This window comes from Methylobacterium sp. ap11 (assembly GCF_900110515.1).
Lineage (GTDB): Bacteria > Pseudomonadota > Alphaproteobacteria > Rhizobiales > Beijerinckiaceae > Methylobacterium > Methylobacterium ajmalii.
The window spans coordinates 82,880-100,539 of the sequence record NZ_FOEB01000015.1; the positions used below are offsets into that span (position 1 = coordinate 82,880).

At 72.8% G+C, this 17,660-nt stretch carries 15 protein-coding genes; 8 read left to right on the top strand and 7 right to left on the bottom strand.

The genetic code is table 11. The annotated features are described in order from the left end of the window. Window positions 1-32: 32 nt before the first annotated feature. Window positions 33-1,811, bottom strand: coding sequence for a flagellin N-terminal helical domain-containing protein (locus BMX97_RS20760; RefSeq protein ID WP_091753179.1), 1,779 nt, complete (start codon window positions 1,809-1,811; stop codon window positions 33-35). A gap of 446 nt (window positions 1,812-2,257) precedes the next feature. Here BMX97_RS20760 and motA point away from each other — a divergent pair, with 446 nt between their 5' ends. The 8 genes from motA to BMX97_RS20800 all read left to right on the top strand — a co-directional run bounded on the left by motA (window position 2,258) and on the right by BMX97_RS20800 (window position 8,648). Continuing rightward, window positions 2,258-3,130 (top strand): flagellar motor stator protein MotA, encoded by an 873-nt coding sequence (gene motA / locus BMX97_RS20765; protein ID WP_091753180.1) that lies wholly within the window; start codon window positions 2,258-2,260, stop codon window positions 3,128-3,130. A 67-nt stretch (window positions 3,131-3,197) separates the two neighbouring features. After that, entirely contained in the window at window positions 3,198-4,136 is a 939-nt protein-coding gene (locus tag BMX97_RS20770) for a flagellar motor switch protein FliM (protein WP_091753181.1), read from the top strand. Continuing rightward, window positions 4,120-4,413 (top strand): hypothetical protein, encoded by a 294-nt coding sequence (locus BMX97_RS20775; RefSeq protein ID WP_091753182.1) that lies wholly within the window; start codon window positions 4,120-4,122, stop codon window positions 4,411-4,413. The genes BMX97_RS20770 and BMX97_RS20775 overlap by 17 nt, the downstream gene beginning before the upstream one ends. 93 nt (window positions 4,414-4,506) lie before the next feature. Continuing rightward, window positions 4,507-4,863, top strand: a complete 357-nt coding sequence (gene fliN / locus BMX97_RS20780) for a flagellar motor switch protein FliN (protein WP_060848196.1) — start codon at window positions 4,507-4,509, stop codon at window positions 4,861-4,863. A gap of 10 nt (window positions 4,864-4,873) precedes the next feature. Continuing rightward, window positions 4,874-5,905 carry a flagellar motor switch protein FliG gene (locus tag BMX97_RS20785; RefSeq protein WP_060848197.1) on the top strand — a complete coding sequence of 344 codons (1,032 nt, stop codon included), beginning with the start codon at window positions 4,874-4,876 and terminating at the stop codon, window positions 5,903-5,905. A gap of 20 nt (window positions 5,906-5,925) precedes the next feature. Continuing rightward, a complete protein-coding gene (gene flhB / locus BMX97_RS20790; RefSeq protein ID WP_091753183.1) occupies window positions 5,926-6,990 on the top strand; it encodes a flagellar biosynthesis protein FlhB in 1,065 nt (354 codons plus the stop codon). After that, a complete protein-coding gene (locus tag BMX97_RS20795) occupies window positions 6,987-7,430 on the top strand; it encodes a hypothetical protein (RefSeq protein ID WP_091753184.1) in 444 nt (147 codons plus the stop codon). The genes flhB and BMX97_RS20795 overlap by 4 nt, the downstream gene beginning before the upstream one ends. Window positions 7,431-7,925: 495 nt before the next feature. Continuing rightward, on the top strand, window positions 7,926-8,648 hold the full coding sequence (locus BMX97_RS20800) for a response regulator transcription factor (protein ID WP_091753185.1): 723 nt from the start codon (window positions 7,926-7,928) through the stop codon (window positions 8,646-8,648). 35 nt (window positions 8,649-8,683) lie between these two features. Here BMX97_RS20800 and BMX97_RS20805 read toward each other — a convergent pair whose 3' ends face one another. The 6 genes from BMX97_RS20805 to fliF are packed head-to-tail and all read right to left on the bottom strand — an operon-like array spanning window position 8,684 to window position 17,556. Continuing rightward, complete coding sequence (locus tag BMX97_RS20805) at window positions 8,684-9,277, bottom strand: transglycosylase SLT domain-containing protein (protein WP_060849502.1); 594 nt, start codon at window positions 9,275-9,277, stop codon at window positions 8,684-8,686. Then, the gene (locus BMX97_RS20810; protein ID WP_091753186.1) at window positions 9,240-12,284 is read right to left on the bottom strand and encodes a flagellar hook-length control protein FliK; all 3,045 of its coding nucleotides are present in this window, start codon (window positions 12,282-12,284) and stop codon (window positions 9,240-9,242) included. Before BMX97_RS20810 ends, BMX97_RS20805 begins: the two co-directional genes overlap by 38 nt. Next, on the bottom strand, window positions 12,281-13,582 hold the full coding sequence (locus BMX97_RS20815) for a chemotaxis protein MotC (protein ID WP_091753187.1): 1,302 nt from the start codon (window positions 13,580-13,582) through the stop codon (window positions 12,281-12,283). The genes BMX97_RS20810 and BMX97_RS20815 overlap by 4 nt, the downstream gene beginning before the upstream one ends. Beyond that, entirely contained in the window at window positions 13,579-14,904 is a 1,326-nt protein-coding gene (locus tag BMX97_RS20820; RefSeq protein ID WP_091753188.1) for a MotB family protein, read from the bottom strand. Before BMX97_RS20820 ends, BMX97_RS20815 begins: the two co-directional genes overlap by 4 nt. A 1-nt stretch (window position 14,905) precedes the next feature. Further along, on the bottom strand, window positions 14,906-15,829 hold the full coding sequence (locus tag BMX97_RS20825; RefSeq protein ID WP_091753189.1) for a hypothetical protein: 924 nt from the start codon (window positions 15,827-15,829) through the stop codon (window positions 14,906-14,908). After that, window positions 15,829-17,556, bottom strand: a complete 1,728-nt coding sequence (gene fliF / locus BMX97_RS20830; RefSeq protein WP_091753190.1) for a flagellar basal-body MS-ring/collar protein FliF — start codon at window positions 17,554-17,556, stop codon at window positions 15,829-15,831. The genes BMX97_RS20825 and fliF overlap by 1 nt, the downstream gene beginning before the upstream one ends. Window positions 17,557-17,660 lie beyond the last annotated feature (104 nt).

The following is a 17,660-nucleotide window of genomic DNA, read 5'->3' on the forward strand; positions in this document are numbered from 1 at the left end:
CGGCGGTCCCCGGAGGGACCGCCCTCCCCCGCTTAGCGGAAGAGCGAGAGGACGTTCTGGCTCGCCGAGTTGGCGATCGAGAGCGCCTGAACCGCCAGCTGCTGCTGGGTCTGCAGCGCCTTCAGCTTGGTCGACTCCTCCTCCACATCCGCGTCCACCAGCACGCCGATGGTGCGGTCGTTGGCCTTCATCAGCGTATCGACGAAGGTCTTCTGGCCGTCGATCTGCGTCTTGTTGGCGCCGAGCTTCGTGCCCGCATCCGTCACGCTGGCGATCGCCTTGTCGACCATGTTCAGGATGTTCTGCACGTCGGCGTCGCCGTTCGAGCCGACGAGGTTCGAGATGTTGAAGTTCGCCACCGAGTAGGCACCGGCGCCGAACGAGGCGTTGTAGTTGCCGGCAGTGGTGTCGAGGATGCCCTTGGCGGTGGTGGTGGTGGAGGCCGTGCCGGCGCCGGCCGCCGCGTTGGTGCCCGTGGCCGTCTGGCCGGCGGTGAAGCCGTAGAGGGCGTCAGGCGCGGTGACCGTCACCGAGGAGTTGGTGTCGGCGCCCGAGGTCGTCAGGCTGAGCTTGCCACCCGCGAAGCTGGCGCTCGCGGTGTTGCCGGCCGCCTTGAGGGCGATGTTGATCAGGGTCGCCGCGTCCGCGCCGCTCAGCGTCGCCTTGGCCGAACTCACCGCCGAACCGGCAGCGTCGTAAGCGGCCGAGCTGAGCGTGACGGTCGTGGTCGTCGTGCCGTCGTTGATGGTGATCGCCCGGGTGTTGGCACCCGAGATGTCGAACGCCGCCGAGTAGTTGCTCGCCGCGGTCAGGGCCGGCGCGTTCGAGGTCGCACCGAAGCCGATGTCGGCGGCGACGAACTTCGTGGAGTCGGTCGCGTTGGCGACGCCGATCTTGATCGTGGCGGCGGTGCCGGTGCCGACGGTGGTGAAGGTCAGGCGGCCGGCGGTGTCGAGGCCGGCGGTGACCTTGCCGCCGAGCTTGGCGGTGCCGGAGGCCGCGATCTGGTTGTTGATCGCCGACAGCAGCTCGTCGGTGGTGACCTTGCTCAGGTCCTTGGCGGTGGACTTCAGCGTGTCCTTGTCGAGCTGGATGGTGGCGACGGCAGTACCGCCGAGGTCGACGACCAGGTTGACCTGCTTGGTCTGGCCGGCGGTCACGGTGGAGAAGTCGGCGGTGCCGCCCGGGGTGAAGGCGCCGGTGCCGGTGAGCGAGGTCGAGCCGACGACGAGCGCCGCGGTGGCGGGCTTGGTCACCGTGGAGCCGGCGGTCCGGTCGTAGAGCTTGATCCCGTTGACGTCGATGTTGACCATCGAGAAGTTGATCGTGCCGTCGGAGGCGCGGGAGAAGCCGGCCACGACCTTCTGGGTCGCCTGGTAGTTGGTGTTGGTGGCGGTCGAGTCGACCGAGAGCCAGTTCTGGCCGCTCGAGTTCGAGGAGTCGGCGGTGGCCTTCATCTTCGACTGGATGGCCGAGATCTCGGTCTGGACCTTGGCGCGGTCGACGCCCGGGGTCAGGGCGCTCTGCAGCTTGCCGCGGATGTTCTGCAGGTCGGTGATGATCGAGTTCAGGCCGTTATAGGCGGTGTCGACCGACGACGAGCCGAGGCCGAGCGAGTCCTTGACCGCCGAGAGCGAGGCGTTGTCGGTGCGCACCGAGGTCGCGATCGACCAGTAGGCGGCGTTGTCGGACGCGGCCGAGACGCGCTGGCCGGTCGAGACGCGGTTGCTGGTGGTATCGAGCTGACTGTTGATCGACTTGAGGGTCGTCAGGGCAGTCATCGCGGCGTTGTTGGTCAGCAGGCTGGTCACGGCGATGATTCCGGTCTTGCGCGTGGGCGGGAATGTGGGATGGTCTCCGGGCTCGCACCGGGGCAGAGGAATGGTCCAGTGCTCGCCGTCGCGAAGCACAGATCCGTCTGCGCACTCATACACATCCGGCTTCTCACCGGGGTCAGCGGTTCGACATCATGTCTTGAGCTTGTAAAAGCCCATCCGCTGCGCCTGCCGCGGCGGCCTTAGTTGGCCCCGCCGACAGGAGGGACTATCGCGATTCCCGCCTTATCAAGCGATTAAGCCGGCGCCGCCGCGTCGGGAAGCCTGGGGATACCCGGGATAACTTCCGGGTAACGCACGGAGGAATCGGAGAGAATCCCGCCCGCCGGCCCCGGGACGGCGGGCCGGCCGTCGCGCGAAAAAGCCCCGCGCAAGCCACCGGTCCTACAGCCGTACCGCATCAAGACGGAGCGTTGCGGGACATGGGAATCCTCGTCGGCCTGCTCATTGCCATCGGCTGCATGCTCGGCGGCTTCGTGGCCATGGGCGGCCACCTGATCGTGATCTGGCAGCCCTGGGAGTTCGTCATCATCGGCGGCATGGCGGCCGGCACCTTCGTGATCGCCAACCCGATGAAGACCGTGGTCGATTCCGGCAAGGCGACCATGGAGGCGTTCAGCGGCAAGGGACCGAAGCGCAAGGACTTCCTGTCCCTGCTCGGCCTGATCCACGCCCTCCTGCGCGAGATCAAGACCAAGCCGCGCAACGAGGTCGAGACCCATTTCGACGATCCGGCGAATTCCGAGATCTTCAAGAGCTACCCGGACGTGACCAAGGACCAGGGCCTGGTCCTGTTCATCTGCGACTATTGCCGGCTGATCCTGATCGGCGGGGCCCGCTCGCACGAGATCGAGGGGCTGATGGAGGAGGAGATCAGCACGCACAAGAAGTACGCGCTGAAGCCCTACAACGCGATCAACACGGTGGCGGAGGCGCTGCCGGCGCTCGGGATCGTCGCGGCGGTGCTCGGCATCGTGAAGGCGATGGGCGCGCTCGACCAGTCGCCCCAGATCCTCGGCGGCCTGATCGGCGCGGCGCTCGTCGGCACCTTCTTCGGGGTGTTCGCCTCCTACGGCGTGCTGGCGCCGCTCGCCATCAAGGTGAAGGGCGTGCGCGAGAAGCAGTGCTCGGTCTACACCATCGTGAAGCAGAGCCTGATCGCCTACATGAACGGCGCCCTGCCCCAGGTGGCGATCGAGCACGGCCGCAAGGGCATCGCCGCCGCCGACCGCCCGACCATCGACGAGGTCGAGGCCGCCACCGTGCCGGGCGCCCAGAACCGCGAGGCGGCGTGACCCCGTCGCGACGCGGCCCGACCCCGACCACCCGCGCAGCGGCCTGAGGGCCGGGACACCGCCAGCCATGGACCCGACGATCCTCAAGAACCCCGCCGACATCCGCGCCCGCATCCAGGAGGCCGCCGGCCTCTCCCTGGACCGGCTGCCGATGCTGCAGCTGATCTTCGACCGCCTGGCCACCGCCTGCGGCGACGGCCTCAAGCACCTCGCCGCCTCCTCGATCCTCTACTCCCTGAGCGGGGTCGAGAGCGGGCGCTTCGGCGAGTTCCTCGACGTCTACGATTCGAACGCGGTGGTGGGCATCTTCCAGGCCCCGGCCTGGGACGGCCACATCCTCGTCGGCTTCGACCGCGACTTCATCTTCACGATGGTGGAGGTGCTGTTCGGCGCCGACGGCTCGGAGCAGCCGGTCGACGACGAGCGCGCCTTCTCGGCGATCGAGCTGCGCATCGCCCAGATGATCCTGGAGCAGGTCGGCCGGGCGCTCGAATCCTCCTTCGGCCTCGTCTCGAAGACCGCCTTCACCCTGGAGCGCACCGAGACCCGGATGGAGTTCGCGGTGATCGGCCGGCGCAGCAACAAGGCGATCCAGGCCAAGTTCCTGCTCCAGGCGCTCAACCGCGGCGGCGAGATGTTCATCATCATCCCGCAGACGGTGCTCAACCCGCTGCGGCCGAGCCTCGCCAAGGTGCTCACCGGCGAGACCAGCACCCGCCGCGACCCGCGCTGGACGAGCCAGATCGCCGCCGAGGTGCAGAAGACCGCGGTCCACCTGCGGGCCGTGCTGGAGGAGCGCCACCTGAGCCTCGGCGAGATCGCCGGGCTCAAGGTCGGCCAGGTGATCGCCCTCGACGCCACTCCGGCGACGCGCATCAAGCTCGAGGGCAACGACAAGCCGCTGTTCTGGTGCCATGCCGGGCAGTCCCAAGGCGCCTACGTCCTGCGGATCGACGAGGCCATCAACCAGGACAAGGAAGGGGCGGAGCATGGTGTCGCTGGTTGACGGGGTGCTGCTCGCCGCGCTGGTGGGCACCACCGCCTGCGTGCTGCCGCTCTACCTGAAGCTCAAGCGCCTCGACCGCGCCCAGGCCGAGTACGGCCGGGCGGTCGCGGCCTCGGGCCACGCGCTGGCCAGCGCCGGCGAGGCGGTGCGCAGCTTCACCGGCGAGGGCCGCGAGGTGCTGGAAGCCCTGAGCGCCAAGATCGAGGAGGCGAAGGCGACGCTCGAGGCCCTCGAGGCCGGCCGCCGCGCCGCGGTGCGGGCCGAAAGCGGGCGTTGAGCCTCCGGCGGGGTGGCGCCGCCGCCCGCAAGCCTCGGATCAGCTTGACCACTTAGGACTGTCACGGACTTCAGGATCCCACGCGAGCCCGCGATGAGCACGAGCCCCTTCTCCGATGCCGGCGCCAGCCCCGTCTTCCCGAGCCAGGGCGCCCCACAGCCGGGCGTTCCGGTGGGCGAGGACCCGCGCAACCTCGATTCGATCCTGCGCATCCCGGTCCTGGTGCAGGTGGTGCTCGGCTCGGCCACCATGCCGGTCGCCAACCTGATGAAGCTCGGCCGCGGCGCGATCGTCGCCCTCGACCACCGGGTCGGCGAGCCGGTCGACATCATGGTCAACGGCCGGGTGATCGCGCGCGGCGAGATCGTCATCGTCGAGGAGGACAATTCCCGCTTCGGCGTCTCGCTGACCGAGGTGGTCGGCCCGGCCGACGCAGCGCAGAACGGCTGATCGCGTGAACATGGCGGCCTCCCCCCCGGCCCTGCGCGGCGCCTCCCGGCAGCTCGCGCCCGTCGACCAGGTCGCGACCCTGCTCCTGGCGATGGGCAAGCCCGCGGCGGGACGGCTGCTGAAGTACTTCGAGCCGGACGAGATCAAGCGGATCACCCACTCGGCCTCGCGGCTCGGGGCGGTGAGCCCCGACCAGGTCGACACCGTGATCGAGCACTTCGCCGAGGAGTTCGCCGGCGGGGCGAGCCTGGTCGGCACGGTGCAGGAGGTCGAGAAGCTGCTCACCGGCCTGATCCCGGCCGACCAGCTCGCCGACATCCTGGCCGAGGTGCGCGGCAACGCCAACCGCTCGGTCTGGGAGCGGATGTCCTCGGCCTCCGAGAGCGTGCTGGCGAGCTACCTCGTCAAGGAGCACCCGCAGACCGCCGCCCTGATCCTGTCGCGGGTCAAGCCCGCCTTCGCCGCCAAGGTGATGGGGCACCTGCCGCTGCCGGTGCGCAACACCGTGATGCGCCGGATGCTGAGCTTCAAGCCGGTGACCGACGACGTCATGCAGGCGATCGAGCGCGGCCTGCACGAGGACTTCCTGATCAACGGCTCGCGCAACTCGGGCGCCGACACCCACGCCAAGATGGCGGACATCATCAACAAGATGGACCGCCAGCAGATGGACGAGGCGCTGACCAGCCTCGCCGACACGCGGCCGAAATCGGTCGAGATCCTCAAGGGCCTGCTGTTCACCTTCGACGACATCGTCAAGCTGGCGCCCCGCGCGCGCACCACCCTGTTCGACGCGGTCCCCAACGACCGGCTGGTGCTGGCGCTCAAGGGCACCGAGGCGGAGTTCCGTACCGTGGTGCTCAGCGCGCTCTCGGCCCGCGTGCGCCGCATGGTCGAGCACGAGCTCAACGGCGGCGATCCGGCGGCCCAGCGCGACGTGATGGAGGCGCGCCGCAGCATCACCGACCTCGCCATGGACATGGCGGGCCGCGGCGAGATCGAGATCAACCCGGGAGGCGAGGATGAAGCCCTCATCCGCTGAGCACGCCCGGGGCCTCGACCATGTCTGAGGAGACCGACCAGGAGAGCAAGACCGAGGCCGCGACCGAGCGGAAGGTGCGCGACGCGATCGAGAAGGGCAACGTCCCGTTCTCCCGCGAGGCGCCGGTCTTCGCCTCGATCCTCGGCCTGCTGGTCTGCCTCAGCCTGGTGGTGCGGGACCGGGCCGCGGCGCTGGCCCGCGACCTCTCCTCCTTCCTCGACCATCCGGGGGGCTTCGCCCTCGGCAGCGCCGAGGATGCCCTGACCCTGATGCACGCCACCGGGTTCGCGCTCGCCCGGTTCCTGACGCCGATCCTCCTCGTCCTGATCGGCTTCGGGCTCGTCGCCTCCCTCGCCCAGAACGTGCCCAGCCTCGTCGCCGACCGGATCGCCCCGAAATGGAACCGCGTCTCCCCGGCCTCGGGCTGGAGCCGGATCTTCGGCCGCTCCGGCCAGGTCGAGTTCCTGAAAGCCGTCCTTAAAGTCTCCTCGGTCAGTCTCGTCGTCCTCCTGCTCCTGCGCTCGGAACAGGGCAAAGCCGTGAGTGCCATGTTCGTCGACCCGAGCCAGCTTCCCGAGCTGATCCTGACGACCGCGATCCGCCTGGTCTCGGCCGTCAGCATCGCCACCATCGTGATCGTCGCCGGCGACCTCGTCTGGGCGCGCCTGCGCTGGCAGCGCTCGCTCAAGATGTCGCGCCAGGAGATCAAGGACGAGCACAAGCAGGTCGAGGGCGACCCGACCGTCAAGGCGCGCCTGCGCTCGCTCGCCCAGGACCGCACCCGCAAGCGGATGCTCGGCCAGGTCGACCGCGCCACCGTGGTCATCGCCAACCCGACCCACTTCGCGATCGCGCTCCGCTACGAGCCCTCCGAGGGGCCGGCGCCGATCGTGCTCGCCAAGGGCCAGGACCTCATCGCCCTGCGCATCCGCGAGATCGCCGAGCAGAAGGGCATCCCGGTGATCGAAGACAAGCCTCTGGCAAGGTCGCTGTACGATGCTGTCCAGGTCGACCAGATGATTCCGGCGGAATTCTATCGCGCGGTCGCGCAGATCCTGTTCTTCCTGTTCGCGAGACAACGATGATCCCTCACGACCACGATCTCGCGCAGGCCCGGGCGATCCCCGGCGACGTGGTCGCGGCGGCCGAGGAGGTCTTCGCCACCGCGATCCGCGACTTCATCACCGAGTTCTGCCTGCTCGACGGCAGCGTGCTGATCGGCTGGGTGCGGGGCGAGCGCCACGGCAACATCGCCGACCTCGTCGCCTCCTCGGCCGAGCCGTTCTTCAAGGACGCCACCCTGACCTACGCCGACGCCTCCGACGTGTGCCTCGACTGGGGCCGCTCGATGAAGGTGGTCCTCGACATGGAATTCGCGGCGAAGTCCGTGACGGTGTTCTTCAAGCTCGTCCTCGACGGCTGCTTCGTCGGCGTCGCGATCCAGCGCATCCTGGCCGAGGACGCGCCGCCCCTGCGCCTCGACGCCTTCGCGCGCGCCCTCTCGGACGCCCGGCTCTCCGCCTGAGCCACGGCGGCGCTGCAAAAAATCTTTCCGTCGATGATCGGGCGCGGGCGTCTCCTGTCCACCGGGAGCGTCCGCGCCCGATTTCTTTCCTAGACGGCCTGTCCCGGGGGCCGGCGCGGGTGATTCGGCCCGCCACCGCCCGCGCGTCGCACGGCCCCGCGCCGCCAAGCTCGCCCTCCGAGCCGGTTGTGGCAGCGTTTGCGCTACCTCCGGTCGAGCTAACCGGCGTCTAACGCGTCCGCGCGCACACACCCCCCTGCGATTCTTAAAAAAGCCCTGCGAAGCGGGCTTGCTGCGGCGCAGCAATCATTGACCGACCGCCCCGGCCGCGACATGAATTCGATCGGCACAACTCGGACACCGCAGGATTTCGGACCGGCGCCACATGCTGGGCACGCCGCGGCCGCAGGTTCCGCACCGGGGGCAACAGTCGGGAAGCAGATCGGAACGACCTGCCGCTGCGCCATCCGGCCGGGCTCGATGAGGGTACGACAGATGTATTTCTTGGTTGATGCCAGGAAATCCGTGAATGCGGGCTTCAAAGCCGGTTTCGACCGAGAAGGCGTGTCGTCCTTTTCGTTGTCGCCGGAGGAGTTCACGAGCTGGATCGAGTCGGCGTCCCGCAGCGACCTCGATGCGGTGCAGGGTTTCCTGCTCGGCGATTTCGACGAGCGCGCGCGCTGCGCGAGCGCGATCCGCCGCCAGTCCCGCGCCCCGATCATCGCGCTGGCCGATTCGCGCTCGCTGGAACAGACCCTCGTCCTGTTCGACGCCGGGATCGACGACGTGCTGCCCAAGCCCGTCCACGTCCGCGAGATCCTGGCCCGGGCCGAGGCGATCTGGCGCCGGGTCAACGGCGCGCCGGAGCCGGCCCCGGACTGCGCGGTGGCCGATCCGGAGGAGCCGCAGGGCGGCACGACCCCGCCCCGCCCGGAGCGCCTCAAGGTGTTCTTCGACGGGCGCGACCCGGAGATCGACGGCGCCCCCGTCTCGCTGCCGCGGCGCGAGCGGCACATCCTGGAATTCCTGGTGCGCAACCGGGGCCGGCGGGTGACCAAGACCCAGCTCTTCAACGGCGTCTACGGCGTGTACAGCGACGGGGTCGAGGAGAGCGTGGTCGAGGGCCACGTCAGCAAGCTGCGCAAGAAGCTGGCCCACGCGCTCGGCCACGACCCGATCGAGGCCAAGCGCTACATCGGCTACACCTACGTCGGCTGACCGCCCCGCGCGGCGCGGCCCGTCCGACCCCGCCTTCACCGGCAGAACGTCTTCGCCCCCGGGGTCCACTGGCCGAAGCCGGAGGCCACCATGTTGGCGATCACCCGGCAGACATACTGCTTCTGCGCCGGGTTGTTGTTCGGGCCGGCGTGGTAGCGCGCCACCGCCAGGGTCCAGCTGCCTTCCCGGGCCTTGAGCTCCTTCAGGAACACCGTCGCGTACTCGACGTTCTGGCGCGGGTCGATCATCGCCTCGAGCGAGGTGAACTTCGCCCGGTGGTAATGGTGGTTGATCTGCATGCAGCCGAGATCGACCAGGCGCACGCCGCTGGCCTGCGCCTCGCCCAGGCGCCGGATCACGTCGGCGGCGCTCGCGCCGAAATACGCCTTGCCGGCGATGTTCATCGCGTAGGGCTGGAGCGAGCCGCGGTTGCCGCTCTCGGTCAGCCCGACGGCGTACAGCATGCCGAGGGGCACGCCGTGGCGCGCGGCGGCCGCCGCCATCTGCTGCTCGCAGACGTTGCCGGTCGCCGGCAGCGGCGCCTTGGCGGCGCCCGAGACCGTAGCGGCGGCGTGCGCGGCCGCGACGGTGCTAAAGATAAAGGCCGCTGCGATCGCCGGTCTGCGCATCATCTCTCTGCTCCATGGCCCGGCGCCCGCCTTCCTCGGGCGCGTCGGGGATGCGGCGGGCCGGCTGGTCCGGGCTCGCGCCGCCCTGCTGCTGGCCGCCGGCGGCGGTGAAGGATTGCCCCGCCGGGCCGCCGCCCTGGCCGGGCTGCGGCGCCGCCTCGCCGGGCACACGCCCCGACTGGACGGTGACGAGGTCGGGCTGGTAGCCGGCCTCGCGCACCAGCGCGGTCAGGAGCCCGCCGTCACGGCGCAGGAGCTCGGCGGTCTCCTCGCGCTCGGCCCGCAGGCTCATCTCGAGGCGGCCGTCCTGCAGCCGCATCCGCACCTGCACCTGTCCGAGCTCGGCGGGACGCAGCTGCAGCGTCAGGAGCCGTACCGGCCCCTCCGCCTGGGCGGCGGCGCTCCAGGCCGCCGCGACCGCGCCGGCCCGGACCGAGGCGGAATCCGGCAGCGCGGCGGCGCCGGTCGCCACCGCGTCGGCGATCTGGCGCAGGGTCGTCTGCGGCAGCGCCGAGGGGGCCGGCGGAACCGTCCCGGACGCGGTCGCGGCAGCCGCCGGCTGGGCCGGCGCCTCGGTGCGCCAGTCGCCGGAGGCGGCCGACACCTTCGCCTCGGCCTGTCTCGCCTCGATCGTCCTGGTCTCGGTCGACTTGGTCTCAGTCGACTTGGTCTCAGTCGACTTCTCGATCGTCTTCCCTTCCGAGGCTCCCAACTCAGCCGTCAGCGATCGGGTCGCGTGAGAGGCGCCGTCCGCGACGGCCGGCCCGGCCCGGGTCGCGGCACCGGCCCCGGACGTTGCATCCGGGGCGGCATCGCCCCCGTCGGCGGGTCCGGCGGCGGCTCGGCCGAGGACGTCATCCAGAGCCGTGCCCGCGGGAGCCGAGGAAGTCGAGGTGGAGCCGGAAACGGGGGAGCCGGGGCTCGTCGGCACCGCACCCGGCAGGACGCCGGCGGCCGCGGCCCGCATCAGCGGTCCGGCCACAGGCGAGGGCTCGCCCCGGGATGCGGGCTCGGCCCGGGGCGCGGAACCGGCCTCGGGCCTCGGGTTCGAACCGGCATCGGGCATCGCGCCGGCGACGGCTCGGCTGCGCACCTCGCTCGGGGCCGCGCCGATGGGAGCCGCGCTGCCCGGAGCAGGCCTGGAGGCGGGAGCGGCGGAGACCGCACTGCCGGGTACCACGCCGGGCGAGGGCCCGGCTGGCGCGGCCTGGTCGGGGGATGTCCGAGGTGGGGCGGGCGCGACCGCCTCGCGCGGCGGGAGCGTCGCGGCCGGGTCGGCGAGGACGGGGCGTTGCGCCGCCGGGGCGGCGGGCGTGCCGGTCCGGTCCTGAACTGGGGCGGGCCCGGGGCTCGTGGACTGCCCGGCCGGCGGTTCGGCGGCGGCAGGCGACGATGCGCCGTCGGTCACGACAGGCGCCGACGCAGGCGGCTGCGCGGGATCGCGTGGTCGGGCGGTCGCGGGGCCCGCCTGTGCGTCGGAGCCTGTGGCGACCAGCGCGCGGGGAGCGGCCGCGGTCGTCACAGGCCGCCCGTCGACGGATTCGCCGGATGTCGTGGCCGCCGAACCGGAGCCGTCGCCGATGCGCGACGCCGCCGCGGGTGCCGCCTTGGCGGGTGAGGGTTGCGGAGCCGGCACGGACGTCGAGGCGGGCGCCGGATCGAGCGATGCCGGCGAGGCGGCCGGTCCGCCGACGGGCGGCGACACGGTGCCGGACGCGGCCGGGGCCGGGACCGTGGCGGCGACCGCCGGGGACGCGGCCGGAGCGGCCGCAGCGGAGATCGCTGCGGGCGGCGGCACCGGAACGGCAGGCACCGAGCCGGGTCCCGCCGGCCCGGCCGAACTGGTCGCGACAGCGGGGGCCGGGAGCGGCGCGGCCATGGCGGACGCGCCGGCCGCAGGCGCGACCGGAGTGGCCGGGGCGAGGCCGGGCGGCGCCAGGGCCGGTGCGGCAGCCCGGACCCCGGACGGCGCCGGAGCGGACCCATCCTGCGCCGTCGCGGGGCGGGCCGGGCGGCCGGCCGAGACCGGGGCGAAATGGGTTTCCTGCGCGATCACCGCGGCGACCGGCTGCGCGGCTGCGCCGGAGGCGAGAGCCGGCAGCGGGCCCGACGGCGCCGGAACGGCGTCGGCCACGAGACGCAGGGCCGAGGCCGCGGCCCGGGGGGCCGGGCCGCCGGCCGGGGCGGGTGTCGCGGTGTCGAGGCGCGTCGGCCACGCGATGGCGACGAACGGTGCGACGGGCAGGGAACCGATCGGCACGGGAGTGCCGGGCGCGGGAGCCGCGAGCACGGGATCGGCCGGCGGGGACGCGGCCCTGTCGGGTGTCGGCGCGGCCGGCGCCTCGGCGGCGTCGGGGGCCGGCGTCGCGGGATCGGCCGGGGCGGACGCCTCCGCGGGCGCGGCCCGGACGGAGGCGGGGCGGGCCGGGGCCTCGCGGGTCGCCATGGCCGGCAGGTTCCGCACCGCCGCCCGCAGCGGGAGGCCACCCGGTGCGGGGAGCGGTGGGGGAACGGGCGCCGCGTCGTCCTGCGGGACGGGCGCGGCGGCGGACGGCGGCGTCCCGACGGACGGGGGGGTGGTCGGAACCGTCGCGCCGGGGATGGGCGGCGCGGCAGGAACGGCCGGCAGCGCAGCCCCGGCGGCGACCGGGATGACCGGCGCCGGGGTGGCCGGGTTCGGCGCGCCCGCCCGGCCGGCGGCCCGCTCCATCAGGGCGGCGATGTCCGGGGCGCCCGGTCGGGCGGGGCTCCCGGCGGCCGGGCCGGCGAGGAGCGCGCCGAGGCCCGCCGCGCGGGGCGCCGGCTCGGCCTGCGCGGGGGCGGCGTCGGTGGCGGCCTGGGTGCCGGCATCCGGCGGGACGGGCGGCTCCGGCCGCTCGCGGCTTTCGAGGAACTCGAGCACGGAATCGAATCCGGGGGCGGCGTCGGGGCGGGCCGGCTCGGCGGCGCTGCGGGCACCGTCGAGACGCGTCCGCGGACCCTGCAGCATGGCGTCGAGAGGGGTCACGGGTCGTCGGTCCTGTCGATCATCCGATCGACCCGCGCGAGCGCCTCCTGCGCGCGGGTGATCGAGGCGGCCTCGGGAATCGGGCGGCGGGTGGAGGGCGGTTCGGCGGCGGGCGGCGGCGGCGCGCCGCCGCGGATCTGGCGGGCGGTGGAGAGCGCGGCATCGAGGAGCGCGAGGTCGGCCGGGGCGAGACCGGCCCGGTCGACGCCGCGCAGGGCCTCGAGCCCCTCGTCGTAGCGGCCCTCGGCGACGATCACGGCGGCGGCGCGGTAGAGCCGGCCCCGGGCGGCGGCCTCTCCGTCGGGACCGGCGAGGCTGATCGCCCGCTCGGCCGTGAAGATCGCGGTCTCGCGCCGGCCCTGGTCGAGCCCGGCCCGGGCGACCAGGAGGTAGAGGTCACGCCGCTCGCTCGGCTCGATCTCGTCGAGCATGCGTTCGAGCTGGGCGACGCGGGAGCGGTCGCTGTCGAAGTCGAGCCGGGTCAGCGCCGTGGCGAAGCGCTGGCGGAAGTTGCCGGCATAGACCGAGCGGCGGAACCGCCGCAGGTACTGGATCGACAGGACCTCGAAGCGCTTGGCGTCGCCGCCCTGCGCGTGGATGAAGATCTCGCGGCGCAGCGCGCCCTCCTCCACCAGGGTGCCGGGGGCCAGCAGCCGCGCGAGGTCGAGGAGCTCGATCGCCCGGCGGGGCGCCTCCCGCACCGTCACCGCCGCCTGGGTCAGGGCGAGCTGGCCGGCGAGCCCGGGGGGCTGGGTCCGGGGATCGTAGCGGCCGAGCAGGCTGCGCGCCTCGCGCTCCCGGCCCTCCAGGTAGGCGAGCGAGCCGATCACCAGGGCCGCGTCGCCCTCGGGCAGCTTGCCGGTCTCGATCATCCGCCGCAGCACGGCCGGACCGCCGCCGCTGAGCGCGAAGACGACCGCCGCCCGCAGGTTCTCGGGCGCCGCCCAGGTCTCGGGTTCGAGGGCGAGCAGGCGCTGCTCGATATGGCCGAGGAGCTGGCGTTGGGCGAGGTGGGCCTGGGTCGAGCCGCGGGCGATGCGGTCCTGCAGGAGCTGCAGCGTGCGCACCAGCTCGACCGGCAGGCCGCGGGCCGCCACCGGCAGGGGCTCGATCGGCTTGGGCGGCTCGCCGTGGCCGCCGCCCCCGTGCCCGCCACCGCCCCCGCCATGCGCGTCGGCCGCCGGCGCGCCGTGCCCGTCGCCGCCGGCATGCGCCGGCAGCGCGGCCGGGACGAGGCCGGCCGTGACGAGCCCGGCCAGGAGCAGGCCGGCGGTCGCGAGGACCCGCAGCCGCCTCATTCGGGCAGCCCCCGCACCAGGATCTCGATGCGCCGGTTCTCCGCCGCCTTCGGATCGGCGGTGTTGCGGGGCGCACGATCGGCATAGCCCTCGATGCGCTCGATGCGGGCTTCGTCGACGCCGCCGCGCACCAGCATGTAGGAGGCCATCTGGGCCCGGGCGGTCGAGAGGCGCCAGTTGTCGTAGGTCTCGGAGCGGAACGGCCGGCCGTCGGTATGGCCGCGCACCACGATGCGGCCGGGCCGGGCGTTGATGATCTTGGCGATCTTCTCGATCGCCTTGACCACCTTCGGGGTCGGCTCGGCCGAGCCGACGCTGAACATGCTGAAGCCGATGTCGTCGGTGATGCTGATCAGGATGCCCTCGCCGGAGCGGCGCACCTCGACGTTCGGCATCGGCGCGCCGAGGCCGGCGGGCGCCACCGCCTTGGCGATCTCGGCCTTCATCGCGGCGACCGCGGCGGTCTCGGCCGCCTTCGCGGCATCCTTCGCCTGATCCTTGGCGGGATCTTTGGCCGGGTCCTTCGGAGCCTCCTTGACCACCGGCTCCTTCAGGGCGGCGACCTTGGCGCCCCCGTCCTTCGACGCGTCTTTCGCAGGGTCCTTGGCCGGGTCCCGCGGCGTCAGCGGCAGGCCGTCCTCGGCCGAGGCGACGCGGGTCGGCGCGTCCTTCGGGTCGCGGGGCTTGGACGACGCGACCTGCCCGGCGGCGTCGAGGCGATTCTCGGACGGGGCCGACACCGTCGTGCCGACCTTGCCGGGCCGCTCGGTGCGGTGGCGCGGCAGCGGCTCGACCTGCCAGTAGAGCGGATCGAAGGGATCGCGCGCCGCGTCGCCGCCACTGATCCCGGGCTGGCCGGATTCGAGCGCGGCCGCGTCGGCGCTCGCGGTGTCGCCGCGGTCGGTCTCGGCGGCGAGGCGCGCCAGCACCGCGTAGGGGTCCTGGAACAGGGCCGATTCCCGCGCCCGGCTGCCCGGCGCGGCCTCGCTCGCCTTGCCGTCGCCCTTCCCCTCGCCCTTGCCCTCGCCACCCTTGCCCTCGGCCTTGCCGCCCTCGGCGCCGGGCTCGGAGGGGGTGTCGTGGGGATCGCGCAGGCCCTTCTTGTCGTGGGTGACCTCGGCGAGCTTCACCGGGTTGAAGTACTCGGCGATGGTCTGCTTCTGCTCCTTGCTGGTCGAGTTGATCAGCCACATCACCAGGAACAGCGCCATCATGGCGGTCATGAAGTCGGCGAGCGCGATCTTCCAGGCGCCGCCGTGGTGACCGTCCTCGTGGTCGCCGTGGCGCTTGATGATGATGATTTCCTGGTGGCCCTCGGACATGTCAGATCTCCGCCACCGCCGCCGCGATGAGGCGCGTCCAGGCGCCGAGCTGGGTGTCGATCACGGTCTGGTCGGCGCTCACCTGCACCTCCGCGGTCTCGGAGGGCGTGAACGACACGGTGTCGGCGAGGGGCCCGAGGCGGGCGGCGAGCGCCGCCAGCAGGTCCTCGGGCCCGCTCACCCGGACGTTGGCGGCCTGCGGCTGGCCGAGGAGCCGCGACAGCGCACCGCTCAGCTCCGCCACCGCCTGGCGGCGCAGCGCGTCGGTCAGGACCGGGGCCAGGAGCCGGGCGATCCGGTCGGAGAGGGTCGCGTCGAGGGCGCGGAGCGCCGCCGAGAAGCCGTCGGCCAGGGCCTCGGCCTCGGCCTGGCTCCAGTGCCGGCGCGCCGCCTCGAGGCGGATCTCCGCCGCCTCGTCGGCCTGGCGGCGGGCGATCTCGGCTTCTTCCCGCGCCTCGGCGAGGCCCTGCTGCCGGCCGCGCTCCTCGGCGGCGGCGAGCAGCGCGGCGCGCTCCTCGGGGGTCTCGCGCCGGGACTCGCGCCGCGGCTCGCCCGCGACGGCGGCCTTGGGCGCGGCGGGGCGATCCTCGCCGGCGGGCTCCCCGGGGCGCAGCGACGCGAACCGGATCGGCGCGAAGGCCTCCGCGGCCGGGGGCGGCGGCGCAGGGGGCGCCGCCGGACGGGGCGCCGGCTGCACGACCTCGCGCAGCAGCGCCTCGGCGACCCGCAGATCGGCCACGCAGCGATCGGTCACGGGGATATCGGACCGATCCGTCCCGGACGGGGCCGCCGCGCGGCGCGGGGCCCGGGCGAGGCCGGCCCAAGGATCGGCGAAGGGGTCGGCGAAGGTCTCGGGCAGGGCGGACGGGCCGCCGGCCGGGGCCGCGGGGAATTCCGGCAGGTAGCGTGAGATCGCCGCGTTCATCACGCCAGTTCCTCACGCAGCAGCCAGCGCTTGAGGATGGCGGCGACCTGCTCCTCGTCGAGGTCGATCATCTGCTCGAGGCGCTTCTGCGGCGAGTTCTTCGCCTTCTCGGCCATGTCCTCGATCAGGCTCGCCATGGCGGGCATCCCGTCCGGCCCGGCCAGCGCCGGCTGGCCCGGCATCGCCTGGCCGGCGACGCCCTGTGCGCCCGGCGCCGGGAGCGCGCCGGCCTCGCCGCCCGGCAGGGCCGCGGCGGCGCCCGCCGCCTCGAGGGCGGCCATCTCCGCCTGGGCCGCCTCCGGCACCGCCAGGATGGCGCGCAGCGCCGGGCGCAGGCCGAACCAGATCAGCAGGCCGGCGACGATCAGGATGGTGGCCGCGTTGATGAGGGTCGCGGATTGCCGCATCATCACGTCGGCGAGGCTGAGCGGCGGCACCGGCTCCAGGGCCTGGCCGTCGTTGATGAAGCCGACCGCCGCCACCTTCACGGTGTCGCCGCGATCCTTGCTGGCGCCGGCCGCCGAGGCGACGATCTGCTCGATCTCGGCGATCTGCTTCTCGATCGCGGCGGCCACGACGGAATCCGCGGGCGGCTGGCCGTTCGGGGTCGCGCCCTGCGCGGCGAGGCGCGAGCGGTTGACCAGCACCGCCACCGAGAGGTGCTTGACCGCGTAGCCGTCGCTGACCGTCTGGATGCTCTTCTGGCCGATCTCGTAGTTGGTCAGGTCCTCCTTCTTGGAGGTCTCGTTGCTGGCGGTGTCGTTGCCGTCCGAGCGGGTGCGCTGGTCGGGCAGGTTCTGCTGCGCGCTGGTCGGGCGCTGGGCGCTGCGGTTCTGGCTGTTCTCGTTCTCGCGCACCGAGCGGACCGAGCGGGCGACCTGCTGGTCGGGGTTGTAGATCGTCTCGCTGGTCGAGGTCTTGTCGGTGTTGAGCTGGGCCGCGACGCTGACCTCGAAGTTGCCGAGCCCGAGATAGGGGGTGAGCGCCCGGCGGATGCGGTCCTGGACTTCGCGGCTGACGTCCTTCTCCAGGCTCGCCATCTTGCCGGTCGGGGCCTGGGCGCCATCGTCGCCCGACAGGAGCAGGGTGCCGTCGGCGCCGATCACCGTGACCCGGTCGGGCTTCATGCCGGGGATCGCCGAGGCGACGAGCTGGCGGATCGCCTGGGCGCCGCTGCGGTCGTCGGCGGGCTCGGTGCGCACCACCACGGAGGCCGAGGGCGGCTGCTGGTCGCGCCGGAACGAGCCGCGCTCGGGCAGCACGATGTGGACGCGCGCGGCGCGCACCCCCTTCATGCCCTGGATCGTGCGGGCGATCTCGCCCTCGAGCGCCCGGACCCGCGTCACCTCCTGCATGAACGAGGTCATGCCGAGGGAGCCGAGGTCGTTGAACAGCTCGTAGCCCGACTTCGAGCTCTGCGGCAGGCCCTTCTCGGCGAGCAGCATCCGGGCCTGCGCGGTATTGCCGTAGGGCACCAGCACGGCGGCGCCGTCGGCGCTGACGTCGAAGCGGATGCCGGCATCCTTGAGCACGCCGCCGATGCGGGCCACGTCCTCGCGCGAGAGGCCGGTATAGAGCGTCTCCTGCGCCGGGCGGCTCAGGTAGTAGGCGCCCAGGCCCACCGCCAGGAACACCACGAGACCGATCAGCCCGAGCGCCGCAAGGCGACGCGGCCCGAGCTCGACGATGTTGCTCCACAGCCTCTCGGCTTGCTCGCGACCGGACATCTCTGTTCGCCAATCCCGTCCCAGCGCAGGCGACTTTGCCTCATGGCTCTCTTGACGGCGCTGCCTTGTGCGGAGGTTGCGGCGGCGGGCACGATGGTTATCCC

Bases quoted from the DNA above. Each gene is read 5' to 3' on its own strand.
- fliN (WP_060848196.1), top strand. From the start codon at position 4,507: ATGAGCACGAGCCCCTTCTCCGATGCCGGCGCCAGCCCCGTCTTCCCG.
- BMX97_RS20815 (WP_091753187.1), bottom strand. From the start codon at position 13,582: ATGAGGCGGCTGCGGGTCCTCGCGACCGCCGGCCTGCTCCTGGCCGGG.
- BMX97_RS20795 (WP_091753184.1), top strand. From the start codon at position 6,987: ATGATCCCTCACGACCACGATCTCGCGCAGGCCCGGGCGATCCCCGGC.
- BMX97_RS20805 (WP_060849502.1), bottom strand. From the start codon at position 9,277: ATGCGCAGACCGGCGATCGCAGCGGCCTTTATCTTTAGCACCGTCGCG.
- BMX97_RS20785 (WP_060848197.1), top strand. From the start codon at position 4,874: ATGGCGGCCTCCCCCCCGGCCCTGCGCGGCGCCTCCCGGCAGCTCGCG.
- BMX97_RS20820 (WP_091753188.1), bottom strand. From the start codon at position 14,904: ATGTCCGAGGGCCACCAGGAAATCATCATCATCAAGCGCCACGGCGAC.
- BMX97_RS20775 (WP_091753182.1), top strand. From the start codon at position 4,120: ATGGTGTCGCTGGTTGACGGGGTGCTGCTCGCCGCGCTGGTGGGCACC.
- motA (WP_091753180.1), top strand. From the start codon at position 2,258: ATGGGAATCCTCGTCGGCCTGCTCATTGCCATCGGCTGCATGCTCGGC.
- flhB (WP_091753183.1), top strand. From the start codon at position 5,926: ATGTCTGAGGAGACCGACCAGGAGAGCAAGACCGAGGCCGCGACCGAG.
- BMX97_RS20825 (WP_091753189.1), bottom strand. From the start codon at position 15,829: ATGAACGCGGCGATCTCACGCTACCTGCCGGAATTCCCCGCGGCCCCG.
- BMX97_RS20800 (WP_091753185.1), top strand. From the start codon at position 7,926: ATGTATTTCTTGGTTGATGCCAGGAAATCCGTGAATGCGGGCTTCAAA.
- fliF (WP_091753190.1), bottom strand. From the start codon at position 17,556: ATGTCCGGTCGCGAGCAAGCCGAGAGGCTGTGGAGCAACATCGTCGAG.
- BMX97_RS20770 (WP_091753181.1), top strand. From the start codon at position 3,198: ATGGACCCGACGATCCTCAAGAACCCCGCCGACATCCGCGCCCGCATC.